This window comes from Curtobacterium sp. ZW137 (genome assembly GCF_003762905.1).
Lineage (GTDB): Bacteria > Actinomycetota > Actinomycetes > Actinomycetales > Microbacteriaceae > Curtobacterium.
Genome location: NZ_RJKS01000004.1, coordinates 1 through 15809, shown reverse-complemented (window position 1 = coordinate 15809; position 15809 = coordinate 1). Strand labels below are relative to the sequence as shown.

General features: G+C 71.4%; 13 protein-coding genes. 11 read left to right on the top strand and 2 right to left on the bottom strand.

Features of this window, described 5'->3' with window-relative positions:
- The first annotated feature begins 109 nt into the window (after positions 1–109).
- From rplJ to EDF55_RS13330, 3 genes are all read left to right on the top strand, one after another.
- Complete coding sequence (gene rplJ, locus EDF55_RS13340) at positions 110–625, top strand: 50S ribosomal protein L10 (protein WP_123655473.1); 516 nt, start codon at positions 110–112, stop codon at positions 623–625.
- Between the two features lie 51 nt (positions 626–676).
- Entirely contained in the window at positions 677–1060 is a 384-nt protein-coding gene (gene rplL / locus EDF55_RS13335) for a 50S ribosomal protein L7/L12 (RefSeq protein ID WP_123655472.1), read from the top strand.
- A 443-nt stretch (positions 1061–1503) separates the two neighbouring features.
- Positions 1504–2208, top strand: a complete 705-nt coding sequence (locus EDF55_RS13330; RefSeq protein ID WP_123655471.1) for a hypothetical protein — start codon at positions 1504–1506, stop codon at positions 2206–2208.
- Between the two features lie 156 nt (positions 2209–2364).
- Here EDF55_RS13330 and EDF55_RS13325 read toward each other — a convergent pair whose 3' ends face one another.
- Positions 2365–3804 carry an amino acid permease gene (locus EDF55_RS13325; RefSeq protein WP_123655470.1) on the bottom strand — a complete coding sequence of 480 codons (1440 nt, stop codon included), beginning with the start codon at positions 3802–3804 and terminating at the stop codon, positions 2365–2367.
- Between the two features lie 168 nt (positions 3805–3972).
- Here EDF55_RS13325 and EDF55_RS13320 point away from each other — a divergent pair, with 168 nt between their 5' ends.
- The 6 genes from EDF55_RS13320 to EDF55_RS13300 all read left to right on the top strand — a co-directional run bounded on the left by EDF55_RS13320 (position 3973) and on the right by EDF55_RS13300 (position 11060).
- The gene (locus EDF55_RS13320) at positions 3973–5847 is read left to right on the top strand and encodes an ABC transporter ATP-binding protein (RefSeq protein ID WP_123655973.1); all 1875 of its coding nucleotides are present in this window, start codon (positions 3973–3975) and stop codon (positions 5845–5847) included.
- A gap of 288 nt (positions 5848–6135) precedes the next feature.
- A complete protein-coding gene (locus EDF55_RS18860) occupies positions 6136–6288 on the top strand; it encodes a hypothetical protein (protein WP_165931550.1) in 153 nt (50 codons plus the stop codon).
- Between the two features lie 51 nt (positions 6289–6339).
- Positions 6340–7704: a cystathionine beta-synthase gene (locus EDF55_RS13315; protein ID WP_123655469.1), complete on the top strand. Its 1365-nt coding sequence runs from the start codon at positions 6340–6342 to the stop codon at positions 7702–7704.
- Between the two features lie 128 nt (positions 7705–7832).
- On the top strand, positions 7833–8978 hold the full coding sequence (locus tag EDF55_RS13310) for a cystathionine gamma-synthase (protein ID WP_123655468.1): 1146 nt from the start codon (positions 7833–7835) through the stop codon (positions 8976–8978).
- A 56-nt stretch (positions 8979–9034) separates the two neighbouring features.
- Complete coding sequence (locus tag EDF55_RS13305; RefSeq protein ID WP_123655467.1) at positions 9035–10435, top strand: MFS transporter; 1401 nt, start codon at positions 9035–9037, stop codon at positions 10433–10435.
- Positions 10436–10514: 79 nt separating this feature from the next.
- Positions 10515–11060 carry a hypothetical protein gene (locus EDF55_RS13300; protein ID WP_123655466.1) on the top strand — a complete coding sequence of 182 codons (546 nt, stop codon included), beginning with the start codon at positions 10515–10517 and terminating at the stop codon, positions 11058–11060.
- 325 nt (positions 11061–11385) lie between these two features.
- On the opposite strand, the gene EDF55_RS13295 is transcribed toward EDF55_RS13300, so the two are convergent.
- Positions 11386–11967 carry a TetR/AcrR family transcriptional regulator gene (locus EDF55_RS13295; RefSeq protein ID WP_123655465.1) on the bottom strand — a complete coding sequence of 194 codons (582 nt, stop codon included), beginning with the start codon at positions 11965–11967 and terminating at the stop codon, positions 11386–11388.
- A gap of 227 nt (positions 11968–12194) precedes the next feature.
- On the opposite strand from EDF55_RS13295, the gene EDF55_RS13290 reads away from it, so the two are divergent.
- Positions 12195–13451 (top strand): multidrug effflux MFS transporter, encoded by a 1257-nt coding sequence (locus EDF55_RS13290; RefSeq protein ID WP_123655464.1) that lies wholly within the window; start codon positions 12195–12197, stop codon positions 13449–13451.
- 130 nt (positions 13452–13581) lie between these two features.
- On the top strand, positions 13582–15678 hold the full coding sequence (locus EDF55_RS13285; protein WP_123655463.1) for a helicase HerA-like domain-containing protein: 2097 nt from the start codon (positions 13582–13584) through the stop codon (positions 15676–15678).
- The last annotated feature ends 131 nt before the right edge of the window (positions 15679–15809 follow it).

Below are 15809 nucleotides of genomic sequence, written 5' to 3'. Positions count from 1 at the left end.
GTTCAGAACGACTCCCGCCATTCTGGTGGAAGCAGCTCCGAGCCTCTGCGCCGGAGCTTTTTTCATGTGTGCGGACCTGGGGCTACCGGCAAGACCCCCAAGGAGAACCATGGCGAACAAGGAAGCTGCGGTCGCCGAGCTCACGGAGTCCTTCCGTAGCTCGAACGCCGTTCTGCTCACCGAGTACCGCGGTCTCACGGTCGCGCAGCTCAAGGAGCTCCGCAACTCGATCCGTGAGCACGCCACGTACGCCGTGGTGAAGAACACGCTGACCAAGATCGCGGCGAACAACGCCGGCATCTCGTCGTTCGACGACGAACTCGCCGGTCCGTCCGCTCTCGCCTTCGTCCACGGTGACACCGTCGCCGTCGCGAAGTCGCTGCGTGCATTCGCCAAGGCGAACCCCGAGCTCGTGGTGAAGGGCGGTTACTTCGACGGTAACCCGCTCACCGCGACCGAGGTGGACAAGCTCGCCGACCTCGAGTCCCGTGAAGTTCTGCTCGGCAAGCTCGCCGGCGCCTTCAAGGCCTCGCTGTTCGGTGCTGCGTACCTGTTCAACGCACCCCTCTCGCAGGCCGTCCGCACGGTGGACGCCCTCCGCGAGAAGCAGGAGTCCGCGGCCTGATCCGGCACGCGTTCCACAACCACATCACGTACTGAGTAGTAGGAGAAAATCATGGCGAAGCTTTCGCAGGACGAGCTCATCGAGGCCTTCAAGGAGCTCACGCTCATCGAGCTCTCGGACTTCGTGAAGAAGTTCGAAGAGGTCTTCGAGGTCACCGCGGCCGCCCCGGTCGCCGCTGCCGCTCCGGCCGGCGCTGCCGCTCCGGTCGAGGCCGCTGAGGAGAAGACCGAGTTCGACGTCATCCTCAAGTCCGCTGGTGACAAGAAGATCCAGGTCATCAAGGAGGTCCGTGGCCTCACGTCGCTCGGCCTGGGCGAGGCCAAGGCGCTCGTCGAGACCGCCGACGCGAAGATCCTCGAGGGTGCGAACAAGGAGACGGCCGACAAGGCGAAGGCTGCCCTCGAGGCCGCTGGCGCCACGATCGAGCTCGCGTAGTAGCTCTGCTACTGTCCACGCTCGCTCGCGCACGGGTTGCTCCGTCAGGATCGCCCATCGTGTGAGAGATCGCGCAAAGCGACAGTGCTCGGCCGGATTCCGGTCGGGCACTGTCGCTTTTCCGTACCCGTTGACGCCTGAGCCGCGTCGCGGCTGGGTTGTGGACGGAGTGCGTTGTCCACAGGCACGGTGGCCACGCCCCGTGAGACGGGGCCGGGCGGCAGGGTGCTCGTGTGCATCCCGCGAACGCGATCCTCCTGGTCCGAGTCGACGAGCTCGATCGTGCTGCGGCACGCCGGCATCAACGCCGTCGATCCGCCGGTGAGCTCGAGCGCGTGCGACACGGTGTCTACGTCCCGCGCGCGGAGTGGGAAGCGCTGGGGCCCGCTGCACGGCACCTCGTGCGGATGCGAGCCGCTGCGCCGGCGCTCCCATTCGGAGCAGTGTTCTCTCACGACTCGGCGGCGGCGGTGCTCGGAATCCCGCGGCTGTCGGCGTGGCCGTCCCGGGTGCACGCGACCCTTCCGTCGGCAGCAGCGGACAGTCAACGCGTCGGACTGACGCTCCACGCCGGCCCGGTCGACCTCGACGGAGGAGCCTTCCACGGCGTGCCGTTCGCCGCGCTGCCGGTGACGGCGGTGATGCAGGCTCGGCGCGCCGACTTCGCCGAGGCGGTCGTCGTGCTGGACCACGCCGTGCGGAGGGGCGTCGATGCCGACGCGCTCCGGCAGCTGCTGGACGACGGGCCGCGGTGGGGGACCGCTCGCGCGCTCGAGGCGCTGGACGTGTGCGACGCGGCCCACGAGTCGGTCGGGGAATCCTTCGCCGCCGCGCGGTTCCGGCAACTGGGCATCCCGCCGGTGGTCCCGCAGGCTGAGTTCGTGATCGGCGGGTCGGTGCACCGCGTGGACTTCTGGATGCCCTCACTCGGCGTCGTCGTCGAGTTCGACGGGCGGCAGAAATACGAGGACGCCTCCATGCTGCACGGACGAACGGGAGCGGATGCGCTCTGGGCGGAGAAGCTGCGGGAGGACCAGCTCCGCGCGCTCCCGGTCGTGCGGGGGTTCATCCGCGTGACCTGGTGGCACCTCGTCGAGCCGGAACGGCTGCGCGCGCTGTTCCGCGTGCACGGGGTGCCGTGCCGGTGACAGCGGACGGTGCTCGCACTGGTCGGAAGGTCGGGCCTGGCTCGCGCTGGGCGGCGCAAACGGAGAAGTCCAGGAAAGCGACAGCGGTGAGGTGGGCAGCACGGGAGGACTGTCGCTTTGCCGCACCGCTTCCGGACACTGCGGAGGGCGGCGGGGTCAGGGCAGCGTGCTGTGGCGGCGGCCGTAGAGCGCGTAGAGGGCGGCGCCGGCGAGCATCCAGATGGCGAATGCGATCCACGTGCCCGCGCCGAGGAACACCGCGAGCAGGGCGCAGCTGAGCGTGCCGAGGATCGGGACGACAGGGAAGAACGGGACGCGGTACGAACGCTCGAGCCCGGGCTGCGAGCGACGCAGGACGATCACGGAGACGTTCACCAGCGCGAAGGCCACGAGGGTGCCGATGCTCGTCGCGTCCGCGAGCTCGCCGAGGGGCACCAGGGCGGCGACGATCGTCACGACGACACCGACGATCAGGGTGTTCGCGATCGGGGTCCCGGTTCGGTGCGAAACCCGGCCGAAGACCTTCGGCACCAGTCCGTCGCGCGCCATCGTCAAGAGGATCCGTGTCTGGCCGTAGAGCACGGTGAGCACCACGCTGGCGATGGCGATCACGGCGCCGATCGAGAACACCAGCGCGACGAGCGGCTGCCCCGTGACGTCGACGACGATGCGGACCAGCGACGCCTCGGTGGAGGAGAACGACGTCCACGGCCGGGCACCGATCGCGGCGATCGCGACCAGGATGTACAGCGCCGTGATGAGCGCGATCGAGCCGATGATCGCGCGGGGGAGGTCACGGCGGGGGTTCTTCGCCTCTTCGCCGGCGGTGGACGCGGCGTCGAACCCGATGTAGGAGAAGAAGAGCCGGGACGCGGCTGCGGTGACGCCCGCGGCACCCATGGGTGCGAGCGGCTCGAAGTTCCCCGCGCGGAACGCACTGAACGCGACGATGACGAAGAACACCAGGAGCGCGATCTTCACCATCACCATCAGGGTGTTGACCCAGGCGCTCTCGCGGGCTCCCGGCAGCAGGACGGCGGTGGCGATGAGCACGAGTGCCGCCGCTGGCAGGTTGACGACGCCACCGTCACCCGGGGGCGCCGAGAGCGCGGCGGGCAGGTGCAGCCCGAACACCCGGAGGGTCTCGTCGACGTACTCGCTCGCGCCGACGGCGACCGCGGCGACGGACACCGCGTACTCGAGCACGAGGCACCAGCCGCACACCCAGGCGATGCCCTCGCCCATGGTGGCGTAGGTGTACGAGTAGCTCGACCCGGACGTCGGGACGGCTCCGGCCATCTCGGCGTACGACAGTGCGGAGAGCAGGGCGGCGACCCCGGCGACGACGAACGAGATCCAGACCGCGGGCCCGGCGAGCGGGACGGCGGTACCGAGGACCACGAGGATGCCGGTGCCGAGCGTGGCACCCACGCTGATCATCGTGAGGTGCCAGACGCCCAGGGTCCGTCGGAGCGGCTCGCCGTCCACACCCGAGGCCGCTTCGCTCTGCAGCTGGTCGATGGGCTTGCGGCGCGTGAGCTGGTGCCGGAGCGACGTGACGGTGGACGGGTCGGGGCGGGACGGCGCGGACGGCATGGGACCTCGTGGTGCGTGGAACGGGACGGGTCATGCTCGCACGGCCCCGAACAGGGGTCAATTCCACAGATCGGTCCAGCGGAGGGGCCGATGTCCCACGGCGGGGCTACATTTGCTCGGGTGAGCGGACCGTCCGGGTCGCGCCGGGCGGAAGGAGCTCGCATGAGCATGCCGGGGATGCGTGGCGGTGGCGGTGGTGGCCGCGGCGGCCGGATCTCGAGCGGTGACTTCGACGCGCAGAAGGCGGCGAACGCCGAAGCTCCGCAGATCCCGCACCTGCTCAAGCGGATCGCCGGGCTGTTCGTCCCGCACCGTCGGGCGATCATCTTCACGACCGTGCTGGTGCTCATCGGTGCCGCGCTGTCCGTGATCCCACCGCTCCTGACGCAGAAGGCGTTCGACCTCGGGCTGTTCCCGAAGTCCGGCACGCCGGACGTCCCGGTGCTCGCCGAGCTCGTCACCGCGATGGTGGTGCTCTGGATCGCGAGCGCCGGGGTGGGCGTGTGGCAGACCTACCTGACGGCGACGGTCGGCAACAAGGTGATGGGCGCCATGCGGATGCGGCTCTTCGCGCACCTGCAGCGCATGGAGCTGGCGTTCTTCACCCGTACGAAGACCGGCGTCATCCAGTCCCGCCTGCAGAACGACGTCGGTGGGGTCGCGAGTGTCCTGAACAACACGATCTCCTCGGTGCTCGGCAACACCGTGACGGTCATCGCCGCGGTCGTCGCGATGCTGCTGCTGAGCTGGCAGATGACCCTCGTCGCGGTGGTCCTGCTGCCGCTCCTCGTCATCGCCCAGCGGAAGGTCGGGCAGGTCCGCGCCAAGATCGCCGGACAGACGCAGGAGTCGCTCTCCGACATGACCGCGATCACGCAGGAAGCCCTGAGCGTCTCGGGGATCCTGCTCGCGAAGAGCTTCAACCAGCAGCGCAGTGAGACGCACCGGTACGGCGACGAGAACCGGAACCAGATCGCGCTGCAGGTGCGCCAGCAGATGTCCGGGCAGTGGTTCTTCGCGATCGTGCAGATCTTCCTGTCGATCATCCCGGCGATCATCTACCTGGTCGCCGCGTACCTGATCCTCGGCGGCATCCCGATCACGGCCGGCACGATCGTGGCGTTCACGACCGTGCAGTCCCGGCTGCTGTTCCCGACGGTGGGGCTCCTCCGGGTCGTCCTCGACCTGCAGACCTCGGGTGCACTCTTCGCCCGCATCTTCGAGTACCTCGACCTGAAGCCGGCGATCACGGACTCGCCGACCGCACGCAAGGTCGATGAGTCCCGGGTGGGACACGTCGCCTTCGACGACGTCACGTTCACCTACCCGGACGGCGAAGCCGACAAGCCGACGCTCCGCGGGGTGTCCTTCGAGCTGCAGCCGGGCCAGTTCGCGGCGTTCGTCGGACCCTCCGGCGCGGGCAAGACGACGGTCTCGTACCTCGTTCCGCGACTCTACGAGGCGACGCGGGGCTCGGTCCGCTTCGCCGGCGCCGACGTCCGGGACCTCGAGCACGAGGACCTGATGCGGCACGTCGGCATCGTCTCCCAGGAGACGTACCTGTTCCACGCGACGATCGGTGACAACCTCCGGTACGCCAAGCCCGGCGCCACGCTCGAAGAGCTCGAGCGAGCCGCGCGGGCGGCGAACATCCACGAGACGATCGCGTCCTTCCCCGACGGGTACGACACGATCGTGGGGGAGCGCGGCTACCGGCTGTCCGGCGGCGAGAAGCAGCGGATCGCCATCGCGCGCGTGATGCTCAAGGACCCGCCCGTGCTCGTGCTCGACGAGGCGACGAGTGCGCTGGACTCGATCTCCGAGCGCGTCGTGCAGACCGCGCTCGACGCGGCCGCACGTGGGCGGACGACGATCTCGATCGCGCACCGACTCTCGACGATCCGCGATGCCGACGTGATCTTCGTACTCGACCACGGGCAGATCGTGGAGCAGGGCACGCACGACGAACTCATCGCACGGGACGGCACGTACGCGACGCTGCACCGACAGCAGAACGCACCGGTCGACGCCCTGGACGCCTGACGCGCCCGGGGGGAAGGAGCGGGGCGGGCGCGGGCCGAGCCTCCATGCCGGGGCGGAGGCCGAGGCCGAGGCGGACCCGGACCGGCGGATCCGGACCGGCGGATCCGGACCGGCGGATCCGGACCGGCGGATCCGGACCGGCGGATCCGGACCAGCGGACCCGGTTCGGCGAGCCCGGACCTCCCCGCCACCCGCGTCGAGACCGGCGACCACATCGGGCAGACGGCGCTGACCCGGGAGGCACTGCTCACCACCGCCGTCGCCCTCACCGAGGTCGCGGTGCTGGTCGTGCCCGCCACCGCTCTCGACCAGATCGTGCGGTCCACCCCCGCGCTGGCTCGCGACATGGGCGACGTCATCGACCGGCGTCGCGCCGAGGTCTCGGCAGCGGTGACGGCCCACGTCGCGCCCACAGGGGCGCCCTCCTCGCTCGCGTCGTAGCCGCCCGTCACGCTCCGGAGGGACTCGGGTGCGCCGCCTAGACTCGTCCGCGTGCGTTACGCGAACTCCGTCGTCGACCTCGTCGGCGACACCCCGCTGGTCAAGCTGAACCGTGTCACCGAGGGTGTCCGGGCCACCGTGCTCGTCAAGGTCGAGTACCTGAACCCCGGTGGCTCCTCGAAGGACCGCATCGCCACGCGGATCATCGACGCCGCCGAGGCGTCGGGTGACCTGCGTCCGGGCGGCACGATCGTCGAACCCACGTCGGGCAACACCGGCGTCGGCCTGGCGCTCGTCGCCCAGCAGCGCGGCTACCGGTGCGTCTTCGTGCTGCCGGACAAGGTCGGCGAGGACAAGCGCAACGTCCTCACGGCGTACGGCGCCGAGATCGTGGTCACGCCGACCGCGGTCCCGCCGGAGCACCCGGAGTCGTACTACTCGGTGTCGGACCGTCTCGTGCGGGAGATCCCGGGGGCGTACAAGCCGAACCAGTACGCGAACCCGAACGGGCCGCGCAGCCACTACGAGACCACCGGTCCGGAGATCTGGCGCGACACCGAGGAGCGCATCACCCACTTCGTCGCGGGTGTCGGCACGGGCGGCACCATCTCGGGGACCGGCAAGTACCTGAAAGAGGTCTCGAACGGCGGCGTCCGCATCGTCGGCGCGGACCCGGAGGGCTCCGTCTACTCCGGTGGCACCGGTCGCCCGTACCTCGTCGAGGGCGTCGGCGAGGACTTCTGGCCGACCGCGTACGACCCCGAGGTCCCAGACGAGATCATCGCCGTGTCGGACGCCGACTCGTTCGCGATGACCCGGCGGCTCGCCCGCGAAGAAGGGCTGCTCGTCGGCGGCTCCAGCGGCATGGCGGTCGTCGCGGCGCTCCGAGCTGCACGCGACCTCACGGAGGACGACGTCGTCGTCGTGCTCCTGCCGGACGGCGGCCGCGGGTACCTCGGCAAGATCTTCAACGACCGGTGGATGCGCTCCTACGGCTTCGCCGAGACCGACGACGCCCGCACCGTCGGGTCGCTCATCGCCGGCAAGGACGGCCGCCTGCCGGACCTCGTGCACGCGCACCCGTCCGACACGGTGCGCGAGGTCGTGGACATCATGACCAAGTACGGCGTCTCGCAGATGCCCGTCCTCAGCGCCGAGCCGCCCGTCGTCATCGGTGAGGTCATCGGCGCGGTCGCCGAGAAGGACCTGCTCGAGCAGGTCTTCACCGGGGCGGCGAACATGGCGGACGCGCTGACCGGCTTCGTCGGCGACCCGCTGCCGCTCATCGGCGTCGGCGAGTCGGTGTCCGCCGCTCGTCGCGCACTGGAGAGCGTGGACGCGCTGCTCGTCGTCGAGGACGGCAAGCCGGTGACCGTGCTCACCCGCCACGACCTGCTCACCTACCTGTCCGAGTAAGCCGACCAGTCCGAGTAAGCCGACCAGTCCGAGTAAGCCGACCTGTCCGAGTGAGCGCGGCAGCGCACCCAGCGAGCGGTGCGCGGCCGACGCGATCCGAGCCTCCCGTCCGACCTGGAGAACGCACCATGACCGAGTTCAGCACCCGAGCCGTCCACGCCGGACAGGAGCCCGACGGCGCCACCGGCGCCGTGATCCCGCCGCTCCACCTGACGTCCACGTACGTGCAGGACGGCATCGGGGAGATGCGGGGCGGCTACGAGTACTCCCGCTCCGGCAACCCGACGCGGGACTCGCTGCAGACGATGCTCGCGGACCTCGACGGCGGCGTCGCCGCGTACTCGTTCGCCTCCGGCCTCGCGGCCGAGGACGCACTGCTCCGCGCCACCCTGTCGCCCGGCGCCCGCGTCGTGATGGGCAACGACGTCTACGGCGGCACGCACCGCCTGGTGAACCGGCTGCACGTGCCGTGGGGCGTCGAGCTCGTCGTCGTCGACATGAGCGACCTCGACCTGGTCCGCGCCGCACTGCAGGACGCACCGGCGCAGACCGTGCTCTGGGTCGAGACGCCGACGAACCCGCTCATGAAGATCGCGGACATCGAGGCGCTCGCCGCCCTCGGGCACGACGCCGGCGCGCTCGTGGTCGTCGACAACACCTTCGCGTCGCCGTACCTCCAGCAGCCCCTGTCGCTCGGCGCCGACGTCGTCGCGTACTCCACCACGAAGTACCTCGGCGGCCACTCGGACGTCGTCGGTGGCGCGATCGTCCTGCGCGACCAGGAGCTCGCCGACAAGGTGGCGTTCCTGCAGTTCGGCGGCGGTGCGATCTCGTCCCCCTTCGACGCCTGGCTCACGATCCGCGGCATCAAGACGCTGCCGATCCGGATGGAGCGGCACTCGCAGAACGCGCAGGCCGTGGCCGAGGCGCTCGTCGGCGACCCCGCCGTCGAGCGCGTCTACTACCCGGGCCTCAGCGACCACCCGGGGCACGACGTCGCGGCGAAGCAGATGCGCGGCTTCGGCGGGATGCTCTCGGTGGCGCTCGCCGGCGGGCCCGACGCAGCCAAGCGGTTCGCGGAGTCCACCGAGCTGTTCGCGCTCGCCGAATCGCTCGGCGGGGTGGAGTCGCTCATCGGGTACCCGAGCGAGATGACGCACGCGTCGGTGAAGGGCACCGAGCTCGCCGTCCCGGAGAACGTCGTGCGGCTGTCGGTCGGCATCGAGGACGCCGGCGACCTGGTCGAGGACGTGCGACAGGCGCTCCGCCGCTAGCCCGATGCGGTGGAGCCGGCGGGCGCGGCGGGCCCCTCCGCCGCTAGCCTGATGCGGTGACCACGACGGCGACGAGGACGACCCTGTTCAGCAGGGGGTACGCCCTCCCGACCATCGGGATGGTCGCCATCGTCGCCGTCGCCGCGTTCCAGAACCTCGCCATGACCACGGTCATGCCGGAGATCAGCCGGGACCTGCACGGCGAGACCCTGTACTCGCTGAGCTTCGCCGCGCCCCTGGCCGCCGGCGTGCCCGGGATGGTGCTCGCCGGCAACTGGACGGACCGAGCCGGAGGCCGGGTGGTCGCATGGGTGTCCGCCGCGCTCTTCGCCGTCGGCACGGCGATCGTGATGCTCGCCCCGACGATGCCGGTGTTCCTCGCCGGGCGTCTGGTCGAGGGGTTCGGCGCCGGCGCGATCGACGTCGTCCTCTACGTGCTGGTCGCCCGGATCTTCCCGGAGGACCTGCACGGCCCGGTCTTCGCCGGGTTCGCCGCCGCCTGGGTGGTGCCCGCCCTGGTCGGTCCGGCGCTCGCCGGCTTCGTCACCGAGCTCGCGAGCTGGCACTGGGTGTTCGCGGGGGCCCTCGTGATCGCCGTCGTCGCGTTCTCCCTGCTCGTCCCGACGCTCCGGCACCTGCACGCGCCGGCCGCCGCGCTCCGGCCACCGTGGCAGCGGAGCCGGATCGTGTGGTCGGTCGCTGCCGCCGTGGCCGTCCTGCTCCTCAACGTGGCACCGGACCTGCCCGTCGCCCTGGGTGCCGTCGCGGTCGTCGTCGGGCTGGTCGGCGCGTGGTTCGCACTCCGTCCGCTGCTGCCACGCCGCACGTTCACCGCCGGCCCCGGGCTGCCGTCCGTGGTCCTGCTCCGCGGGGTCCTCGCCGCCGGGTTCTTCGGCAGCGAGGCCTACGTCCCCTTCCTGCTCCAGGCGCAGCACGGGCTCTCGCCGTCCGCCGCCGGGCTCGCGCTCACCGTCGCCGCGCTCAGCTGGGCCGGTGCGAGCTGGGTGCACGGGCGGATGGGGGAGCGCCGGCTGGCCGCCGCCCGTGCCTTCGGCGTCGGCCTCGGGCTGGTCCTGGTCAGCCTCGTCGCCGCTCTGGCCGTGGCAGTCGCGGACCTGCCGGTGTGGGTGCTCGTCGCGGGCTGGTTCGTCGGCGGTGCCGGGATGGGCGTCGCGTACCCGCGGACGTCGATGCTGACGCTCCGGTTCTCCAGCGAGGGCGACGACGGGTTCGCCAGCTCCGCCCTGACCATCGCGGACGCCTCCGGCAGCGTGGTCGGGCTCGCGGTCGCGGGGATCCTGTTCACGGCGGTCGGGGGCCGTGAGGACGCGCTCGCGTTCGCGTCGGTCTTCGCCGCGATGATCGTCATCGCGCTCGTCGGGCTGTTCGCGGTGCGGCGGCTCGGGCCGGTGCCGCCGCCGTCGTCGTCGGGCGGGCCGTCGTCGGGCGCGCCGTAGTCGGGCGCGCCGTCGTCGGCCCCGCCGTCGTCCGCTGCGACGACCGGGTAGCGTGGCAGACCCGTATCGAGGAGGAACCGTGCGCCGCATCCTGGCCGCCGCCGCACTGGCGGTGAGTGCCGTCGCCGTGCTGGCCGGGTGCACCGGCACCACGTCGCAGGCTCCGACGCCGGTCAAGAGCACGGACCTCACCAGCTCCGACGGCGGGTTCGACCAGCACGCCGTGGTCGGTGTGGTCCTGCAGGCCTCGGACGCGGACACCCTGCCCGCGGAGTTCCGCACCGAGCTGACCGAGGCCGGCTTCCGCCCCGATGTGCGCGTCGCCACGGCTGCCGACCCGGTCTCGTCGCAGCGCACGGCCGTCCGTGAACTCGTCCGCACCGGCGCGAAGGCGCTGCTCGTCCAGGCCGAGGACGCCTCGGCACTGACCGGGGAGCTCCAGACAGCGCACGACGCCGGGGTCGTGGTCGTCGGGCTCGGAGACCGCTTGCCGGCGAGCGGCACCGGCGGGGACGGCGTCTCCGCGGACTACCGCGTCACCGGGGACACCGACGCGGCGCTCGTGGAGCACTCCGTCGACGCGGTCACCGCACTGCAGCGGGGTGAGAAACCGGCCGACGGCTGACGCGACCCGGGTGCACTGGTCGCGCCCCGGGCTGACGCGACCCGGGTGCACTGGTCGCGGTCCCACCGGACGGGAGGCCCGTGTCGGCCCGGCACCGCGCCTCCAGGCCGCTGACCACGCGCGTTCGCACCCATCACGCGCGCGCTGGAAAGCGGATTCGCGCGTAGGCGGTCGAAAGAAGCGACTGCCTACGCGCGAAACGACTTCCTACGCGCGGAAGGACCGCCTACGCGCGGAAGGACCGCCTACGCGCGGAAGGACTGGCTACGCGCGGAAGGACCGCGCGCGGGCCAGCTCCACCAGGCGGGGAAGGACTGCGCGCGGGTCAGCTCCACCACGCGGGGAAGGACCGCGTGATGGTGTCGACCAGGGCCTTCCGGGAGCGCCGCGTGCCCGCGAGCCACGCCTCGATCGCCCCGACGAAGCCCTGCGCGACGAAGCCCGCAGCGACGTCGTCGAGGAGCTCGGGCCGGGAGGCCGCGTCGAGCTCCCGGATGTGCAGCGCACTCGACACCGTGAAGTGCTCCACGAGCAGCCGGTGCAACGAGGCGTCGTTCGGGTCCGGGAGTGCCCGGACGTAGATCTCGCGGTGCAGCACCACGTGTTCGACGACGGCGTTGATGCCCTTGCGGGTGATCGCCGCGAGTTCGTCACGGTCGGCGCCGCGCTCGTACGCCGCCCGACGTGCCTCGGAGTCGTCGTCACGGATCCGGTCGAGTTCCGGGGTGAGCACGTCGGCGAGGAGCGACCCCGGCGACACGGCGTGGGAGTAGAAGGTCGCACGGTTGATCCCGGCGGCGCGCGTGACGTCCGCGACCGTGATCTCGGAGACGGGACGGTCCGCGGCGAGTCGGAGGATCGCCTCGCGCAGCGCTGCCGTCGTGTGCAGGATCCGAGCGTCCACCATGACGCCCACCCCCTCTTCCGTGCTGATCCGCCCGGAGCCCCGAGCCCTCCGACGGTACCGCAGGTGCACGCCCCGCGAGCAAGCCGGGGAACCGACACGCGGCAACGCCCGGCAACGGGTGTCGGCGCGGCTCGTTGTGGCCCGTAGGATGAACGCGCGGACGAATCGATTCGAGCGATCCCGCGATCACCCCTCCCCACCGCCCCTAATCGTCGAAGGACCCTGTTGTGACCGCGCCCGCGACCACTGGTTCGCTCACCGTCATCCTGCACCCCGGGGACTCCCTGTCCCGGGCGCAGCGCCTCGTCTACGTCTTCGTGCTCGGAGCGCTCACCGCGCTCGGTCCGTTCACGATCGACCTGTACCTGCCGGCGTTCCCGTCGCTGAAGGAGCAGTTCGGCGTCACCGACGGCGCCGTCCAGCTCACGCTCACTGCCACCACGCTCGGCTTCGCGGTCGGGCAGCTGCTCGTCGGTCCGTGGAGCGACAAGGTCGGCCGACGGCTGCCGCTGATCATCGCCACGTCCGTGCACGTCGCCGCGTCGATCTGCGCCGCGATGGCCCCGAACATCGAGGTCCTCGCGGTGTTCCGCGTGCTGCAGGGCATGGGCGCAGCTGCCGGCGGTGTCGTCGCGATGGCAACGGTCCGCGACCTGTTCGGCGGCAAGCCCCTCGTGCTGATGCTGTCCCGTCTGGCGATGGTGAACGGCCTCGCGCCGATCCTCGCCCCGCTCATCGGCTCGCAGATGCTGCGGTTCGTCAGCTGGCGCGGCATCTTCGTCTTCCTGGCCTGCTACGGCCTGGCGGTCGTCATCGCGTCCATCCTGCTCATCGTCGAGACGCTGCCGCCGGCACGCCGCCACGAGGCCGGGCACGCCACCATCGGCCAGCGGTACCGGGCGCTGTTCTCGGACCGGATCTTCGTGGGGGTCGCGCTCATCGGGGCGATGGTCTTCAGCGGACTGTTCTCGTACCTCAGCGCGTCACCGTTCCTGTTCCAGGACGTCTTCGGGCTCGACGCGCAGCAGTACGGGCTGCTCTTCGCCGTGAACTCCGTCGGGGTCGTGGTCGGGGTGCAGATCTCCTCCCGGCTGGCGCAGCGCGTCGGGCCGCAGTGGATCCTGGCGTGCTCGACGGCGACGCTGTTCCTGGCCGCGACGGCGATCATCGTGCTGGACCTGCTCGGGGCAGGGCTCGTCGGGGTCCTCGTGCCGCTGTGGTTCTTCATCGCGGCGTGCGGGTTCTCGTTCCCGCTGGTCCAGGTGATCGGCCTCGCGGCGCACGGGAAAGAGGCCGGGACCGCCGCATCGGTGCTCGGCGCGCTGAACTTCGGCGTGGCAGGGCTGATCTCGCCGATCGTCGGGTGGCTCGGCATCTCGCAGGCGGCGCCGATGGCCGCGGTGATGGCGTGCACCTCGGCGGTCGCCATCCTGCTCCTGTGGTTGGTCGTCCGCCCGCGGTCGGTGCCGGCGCTGACGCACTGACGCGGGGCGCGGCGGTGACTGACTCGGAACGACGAGGTCGCTGTCGTACGACGACGATGTCGTCGTTCCGAGTCGGTCGGTCTCGTGGTGGACCCCGGACGGGGAGCGTCCGCGTCCATAGGCTGTGCCCATGAGCGACGCGGTGGAGCAGGCACGGGCGGCAGCCGAGGCAGCACGGGTCGCCGCCGAGGAAGCGCGGCGCCTCGCAGACGAAGCCGCCGCGCGCGCCGAGGAACTCGCCGCGGCACTGGCGCAGACACCCCTCGTGCCCGACGCGGAACCGGCGGTCGCAGCGTCGCCGGCTCCCTCCGGCCTGGAGGCACCACTCGCCCCCGTCGCGGAACCCGCCGTCGCGGACGTGGCGGCAGCGGGGTCGGCTGACGCGACCGCCCCGGGACCGGCGGCGGCTTCGACGACCGGCACCGAGCCTCCCGGCGGCGTGGAGGCGACCGGTGGCGCGGACCCGACCAACGGCGTGGAGGCGACCGGCGGCGCGGACCCGACCAACGGCGTGAGCGGCCCACTCGGGGACGCGGCGATCGCCGCGATCCGGGACGGCTACGCCGTGGAGGGCAGCGCCCTCGAACTCGGCGCCCTGGTGAACGGGGAGGCACGCCCCGACGTGCAGGTGCGGATCCCGCTCGGGATGCTGAACCGGCACGGGCTCGTCGCCGGCGCGACCGGCACCGGCAAGACCCGCACGCTCCAGGTCCTCGCCGAGCAGATCGCGGCGAACGGGGTGCCGGTGTTCGCCGCGGACATCAAGGGGGACCTGTCCGGGCTCGCCGTCGCGGGGCAGGGCAACGAGAAGCTCCTCGCCCGCACCGCCGGCATCGGGCAGGACTGGACCCCAGCCGCCAGCGAGGCAGAGCTGTACTCGCTCGGCGGGCAGGGCACGGGCGTGCCGATCCGGGCGACCGTGTCGGGCTTCGGGCCGCTGCTGCTGTCGAAGGTCCTCGGGCTGAACGACACGCAGGAGTCCTCGCTCGGGCTGGTGTTCCACTACGCCGAACGGGCCGGACTGCCCCTCGTCGACCTCGCGGACCTGCGGAGCGTCCTGACGTTCCTGGTCAGCGACGAGGGCAAGCCGGAACTGGCGGAGCTCGGTGGCCTGTCGAAGCAGACGGCGGGGGTGATCCTCCGCGAGCTCATCACCTTCGCCGACAAGGGCGCCGACGCGTTCTTCGGCGAGCCGGAGATCGACACGCAGGTGTTCCTGCGGACCGCGCCGGACGGCCGCGGGATCGTGAGCCTGCTCGAGGTGCCCGGGGTCCAGGACCAGCCCGAGGTGTTCTCGACGTTCCTGATGTGGCTCCTCGCGGACCTGTTCAACGAGCTGCCGGAGGTCGGCGACCAGGACAAGCCGAAGCTCGTGTTCTTCTTCGACGAGGCGCACCTGCTCTTCAGCGGGGCGTCGAAGGACTTCACCGAGCAGATCGTCCGGACCGTGCGGCTCATCCGGTCGAAGGGCGTCGGGATCTTCTTCGTCACGCAGACCCCGAAGGACGTACCGAACGACGTGCTGGCACAGCTCGGCTCCCGGATCCAGCACCAGCTCCGCGCGCACACCCCGGACGACGCGAAGGCGCTCCGCGCGACCGTGTCGACGTACCCGACGAGCGACTACGACCTCGGCGAGGTCCTCACCTCCCTGGCCACCGGTGAGGCGATCGTCACCGTGATGAACGAGAAGGGCGCACCCACCCCGGTCGCGTGGACCCGGCTGCGCGCGCCGCAGGGGTCCATGGACCCGATGCCGTCGGCCGCGATGGAGGCCCGGGTCGCCTCGTCCCCGCTGCTCGCCACCTACGGCACCCGCGTCGACCCCGACTCGGCGCACGAGATGCTCGCCCGCCGGATGGAGGCCGCAGCCGCGCAGTCCGCCGCAGCCGAGGTGCAGGAGGCCGCCGCGACCGCAGCGGCGGACGCCGCGAAGGAGGCTGCGCGTGCCGCCGCCGCGGCCGCGAAGGAAGCGGCAGCGCAGGCGAAGCAGGAGGAGCGGGAGCGTGCGGCGGCCCAGAAGGAGTACGAGCGGACGCAGCGGGAGTTCGAGAAGGCCGAGCGCGCGGCGCAGTCGCGGCGATCGCGGACGACCTCGACGCGGCGGACGACGTCATCGCGGAAGGCGGACGACCCGCTGTCGGACCTGCTCGGGGGAGGACTCGGCGGCACCATCGCGAAGGAGGTCGTGCAGGGGATCTTCTCCACCCTGCGACGGCGACGGTAGCGCGCTGCCCGGCGCAGCGCGGCGGCGACGGCTAGTTGTAGTTCCCCGGGACGTTGTGAACGGGTGACGTAAGTGAAGACCTCCGGGACGATGTGAGTTACCACACACCACGTCGTCACCGGAGGTCTTCG

What these genes read in the sequence shown, in the direction of transcription:
- rplJ (WP_123655473.1), top strand. Translation starts at nt 110, where the DNA reads ATGGCGAACAAGGAAGCTGCGGTCGCCGAGCTCACGGAGTCCTTCCGT.
- rplL (WP_123655472.1), top strand. Translation starts at nt 677, where the DNA reads ATGGCGAAGCTTTCGCAGGACGAGCTCATCGAGGCCTTCAAGGAGCTC.
- EDF55_RS13325 (WP_123655470.1), bottom strand. Translation starts at nt 3,804, where the DNA reads ATGCCGTCCGCGCCGTCCCGCCCCGACCCGTCCACCGTCACGTCGCTC.
- EDF55_RS13320 (WP_123655973.1), top strand. Translation starts at nt 3,973, where the DNA reads ATGCCGGGGATGCGTGGCGGTGGCGGTGGTGGCCGCGGCGGCCGGATC.
- EDF55_RS13310 (WP_123655468.1), top strand. Translation starts at nt 7,833, where the DNA reads ATGACCGAGTTCAGCACCCGAGCCGTCCACGCCGGACAGGAGCCCGAC.
- EDF55_RS13295 (WP_123655465.1), bottom strand. Translation starts at nt 11,967, where the DNA reads ATGGTGGACGCTCGGATCCTGCACACGACGGCAGCGCTGCGCGAGGCG.
- EDF55_RS13285 (WP_123655463.1), top strand. Translation starts at nt 13,582, where the DNA reads ATGAGCGACGCGGTGGAGCAGGCACGGGCGGCAGCCGAGGCAGCACGG.